The 3,547-nt window shown below is 68.1% G+C and carries 7 protein-coding genes; 4 read left to right on the top strand and 3 right to left on the bottom strand.

What is annotated here, in order from left to right:
• Together VNJ48_RS09500 and VNJ48_RS22645 are read right to left on the bottom strand one after the other, a co-directional pair.
• Positions 1 to 683: tyrosine-type recombinase/integrase (locus VNJ48_RS09500; protein WP_414689934.1), on the bottom strand; the 683-nt coding region annotated here is incomplete at its 3' end.
• Between the two features lie 95 nt (positions 684 to 778).
• Positions 779 to 1,021 (bottom strand): helix-turn-helix domain-containing protein, encoded by a 243-nt coding sequence (locus VNJ48_RS22645; protein WP_414689935.1) that lies wholly within the window; start codon positions 1,019 to 1,021, stop codon positions 779 to 781.
• 151 nt (positions 1,022 to 1,172) lie between these two features.
• Between VNJ48_RS22645 and VNJ48_RS09495 the strand changes: the two genes are divergently transcribed.
• Together VNJ48_RS09495 and VNJ48_RS09490 are read left to right on the top strand one after the other, a co-directional pair.
• Positions 1,173 to 1,385, top strand: coding sequence for a hypothetical protein (locus tag VNJ48_RS09495; RefSeq protein WP_325601443.1), 213 nt, complete (start codon positions 1,173 to 1,175; stop codon positions 1,383 to 1,385).
• Positions 1,382 to 2,602, top strand: a complete 1,221-nt coding sequence (locus VNJ48_RS09490) for a DNA methyltransferase (protein WP_325601441.1) — start codon at positions 1,382 to 1,384, stop codon at positions 2,600 to 2,602. The genes VNJ48_RS09495 and VNJ48_RS09490 overlap by 4 nt, the downstream gene beginning before the upstream one ends.
• Before the next feature lie 34 nt (positions 2,603 to 2,636).
• Here VNJ48_RS09490 and VNJ48_RS09485 read toward each other — a convergent pair whose 3' ends face one another.
• On the bottom strand, positions 2,637 to 2,813 hold the full coding sequence (locus VNJ48_RS09485; RefSeq protein ID WP_325601439.1) for a hypothetical protein: 177 nt from the start codon (positions 2,811 to 2,813) through the stop codon (positions 2,637 to 2,639).
• A gap of 244 nt (positions 2,814 to 3,057) precedes the next feature.
• On the opposite strand from VNJ48_RS09485, the gene VNJ48_RS09480 reads away from it, so the two are divergent.
• Both VNJ48_RS09480 and VNJ48_RS09475 read left to right on the top strand, forming a co-directional pair.
• On the top strand, positions 3,058 to 3,189 hold the full coding sequence (locus tag VNJ48_RS09480) for a hypothetical protein (RefSeq protein ID WP_325601437.1): 132 nt from the start codon (positions 3,058 to 3,060) through the stop codon (positions 3,187 to 3,189).
• A gap of 78 nt (positions 3,190 to 3,267) precedes the next feature.
• Positions 3,268 to 3,477 carry a hypothetical protein gene (locus VNJ48_RS09475; RefSeq protein ID WP_325601435.1) on the top strand — a complete coding sequence of 70 codons (210 nt, stop codon included), beginning with the start codon at positions 3,268 to 3,270 and terminating at the stop codon, positions 3,475 to 3,477.
• Positions 3,478 to 3,547 lie beyond the last annotated feature (70 nt).

The following is a 3,547-nucleotide window of genomic DNA, read 5'->3' as shown; positions in this document are numbered from 1 at the left end:
TGGCCGGACGCGCGAAGCCACGACGTCCCGGCGTAGTGGCGCAGACGATGCCCTGTCGCGTCGATCCCCAAAGATCGTAGGTAGACCGCCACCTCACGCGAGACATGCTGGCGGCTGCACTCCCACCACAGACTGTCCCGCTGCGGCAGCAGCTCCAGGGCGGCGATGATCGACTCGTGTGCAGGCATCGACGCCGTACCGCCGCCCTTGCACTCCCGTAGGAACAGCACCCCGCCCGCGCCGGTGACGGTCACGTCCTGGGGACGGAGCGCCGCGACCTCGATGCAGCGGAGCCCCTGCATTGCCATGAGCAACAGCCACGCCCGCATCTGCGGGGCGGCGGTGTCCACCGCCTTCCTCAAGTCGTCGGGGTCGATGGGCCTGGGTACGGCGCGTGGGATGCGTACGCTCGGGAGTCGGTCGGTGGGGTCGCTGCTGAGGTGGCCTTCCTCGACGGCCCAGCGGTACAGGCCGTGGAGGTGTCCGGCGTAGGCGCGTCGGGACTCCGGGGCCAGGTCGCGGGCCAGGAACGCTTCGACGTGCAGCCGGGTCGCGTCGGCCACCGTCGCCTGGTGGTCCGCGAGCGAGCGTTCGTAGGCGCGCAGGCAGAGCTCCCGCGCTGTGATGGTGGAGGGCCGGTAGCCGGCGAGGCGCAACCTGTTCATGTAGGCGGTGATGAGCATGGGGTGCCGCTCTTTCGGAGGGGACGCGGCGGGTCAGGGCGCGCATAACGCCGAAGACTGCCAGGAACAGGACGAACAGGACAAGTGTCATCGGATCAGGCAGCCGTCGCGAAGCTGACGTGGTGACTATCGGAAGACTTCCGACCGATAGTGCGGGTCCCGGGTGGCTGGGCTGGACTCACGAAGTCAGAGACGGCGCAGTCGAGCACGGCCGCGATCTTCTCCAGTTCGTCCACTGCGAACGGACGGGCACCGCTCAGGCACCGGGCCAGCGTCCGGTACGGAAGTCCTGACGCTGCCGCAAGGCGGACGGCAGAGATGCGGCCGTGTCGCCCCATCTGCCCGTTGACTTCCGCTGCGACTGAGCGGACGAACTCGGACGGTTCCCTGCCTGACAACTTAGTTGCACTCATGGGTAGATGATGCACCTAGACGACACGCCCCGCAAGACGATTGCCAAACCTTGTCGCATGTGGCAAGGTCTGCCACATGTCGAACCGAACCCCCCCCACCTGGCAACTGCTGGACATCGCTGCTGGTGGTCGAGGCCGCGAACTGCTCGCTCGCTGCCGTCGAGAGCAGATGACCTACGACCAGATCGCTGCCGTCGTCGCTGCTGACTACGGACTCACGGTCAGCCGCGAATGGGTCCGCCTCAACTGCGTACGGCTCGGCATCGGGTCCAAGGGCGTGGCCGCATGAAGGTCCACCCCGCCGCGGAACTGTTCCCGATGTTCGACACCGAGGCACTCCAGAGCCTCGCTGACGACATCGCACTCCACGGCCTCACCGAGCCCGTTTGGCTGTACGACGACCCGGAGATGGGTCGGGTGCTGCTCGACGGCCGGAACCGCTCGGTTGCGTGCGAGTTGGTCGGCATCGAGCCGGCGACGCGGATCTACACCGGCAGCGACCCGATCACCTTCTCCATCTCGCAGAACGTCCAGCGTCGGCACCTGACCGCAGGCCAGCGAGCTGCGGTGGCGAACGCGGCCCTGCCGCTGTACGAGGCGCAGGCGCAGGCGCTCATGCTGGCCGGGGTCGCCCCGAACCCTGGTGCAGATCTGCACCAGGGTGACGACGCCGAGCTGACAGTCATCCTGGACGCGGACCTCGTCCCCGAGCCGAAGCGCGCACCGCGTGCCGCCGACCGCGCCGGCAAGGCTGCTGGCGCTTCCGGCCGAGCTACCGCGCAGTACAAGCGGATCGCCGAGCAGGCACCTGACCTCGCCGAGCAGGTCAAAGCCGGGACGATGGCGCTCGACCGAGCGGAGCGGATCATCCGCGACCGCGACGCCGAGCAGCGCAGGGTCGAGCAGGCCAAGCGCGACGCGGAGGCCACAGAGTCGAAGCCGACCATCGACCTCCGGCACGGGGACTTCCGCGAAGTCCTCGCGGATCTCAGCGGCGTGCACGCGATTATCACCGACCCGCCGTACCCCGCCGACTTCCTGCCGCTCTTGGACGACCTAGCTGCCTGGGCCGACAAGGTACTCACCGAGGACGGCATTCTCGCGGTTCTCATCGGCCAGACGCACCTCCCTGAGGTCTACCGCCGGCTGGAAGGCCACAGGCCGTACCGCTGGACCGTCGCCTATATGACCGAGGGTCCCGCGTATGTCTCGCACCCCCGCCGGGTCAGTTCGTCATGGAAGCCGCTCCTGGTCTACGGCGGCGGACCCCGGTTCAGTGACGTCGTCCGATCCTCCGGTGACGACAAGCGGTACCACAAGTGGGGGCAGAACTTCGACGCCTTCCACAGCATCATCCAACGACTCACGACATCCGGGCAGACAGTCGTGGACCCGTTCATGGGTGCAGGTACGACGCTGCTCGCCGCGCACTCGCTCGGCAGGCACGCCATCGGCTCCGACACGGACGACGATGCCTTCCGCGCCGCATCGGAGCGGCTGCGATGAGCCACGGCGAGCGCACAGGCAAGCGGAGCCTCGTCTACAGCGGCTGGCACCGTCCGAGTTCCATCAAGCGGTACATCAACATCACTGCCGCTGCGAAGTTGTCCATGATCGACGTGGACGCCTGCGAGTACTGCTGCTTCTGCAGCACTCCGGTAGCGCTCATCGAGACGCAGGAGTCGCTGGCGCCACCGAAGTCAGCGAGGGTTCTCACCGTCCTTGCTCGCATGGCCGGTATCCCGGCCTACTCAGTGTCCGTTGCAGTCGAGGACGAGGACGTCGTCGGCTTCCGTCTTCAGCAGCTCGGAGTGCTAGGGGCGCCAGTCACTGATCTAGCTCCCGCCGAGTACGCGAGGTGGCTGGTACGACTCCGTGACGGCCACCGATGCACGCAGGACGTGGCCGCATGACCGCCGACCTCCTGGCCGGCCGCTGCGTCTACCTCCCCGGTCCGTCCGTTGCCGACCCGCCTGCCCTACGCCGACCCGGTGCGGATGGCGGACCTGCAGACGAGCGCCGCTGACTGCCGCGACGCGATCCGGGCCGCGCAGCAGGAGTGGCCGACCGCCCTGCACGGACACCGCACCTAGAACACCTAGCGCCCGCCTCGAACCACCGAGACGGGCGCGACAGGAGCACCCCCAACCTACCCGACAGGAGCACCGCGCATGACCGCCACCTACATCGAAACCACCGTCACCCTCGGGGACGACCGACCCGAGGTGTGGGCGATCACCGGCAAGTCCCCGGTGATCGCCGTCGGCGACGTCCGTATCGTCGTGCACACCAGCGGACAGGCGTACGCACTGATCGGCGCGCTCGAGCAGGCGGCTTCCTTCCTCGAGGACGCCGAGCTGGCCGCGAAGGCGTCGGCGTGACCGCCCCGAAGCACACCGCGAGCGAGCGGGAGCAGGACGCCGCCGAACGTCGCCGCGTCTTCCTCGCTAG

Origin of the sequence: Nocardioides sp., from assembly GCF_035576065.1 — a bacterium.
Classification (GTDB): domain Bacteria; phylum Actinomycetota; class Actinomycetes; order Propionibacteriales; family Nocardioidaceae; genus Nocardioides.
This window is presented reverse-complemented; position numbering and strand designations above follow the sequence as displayed.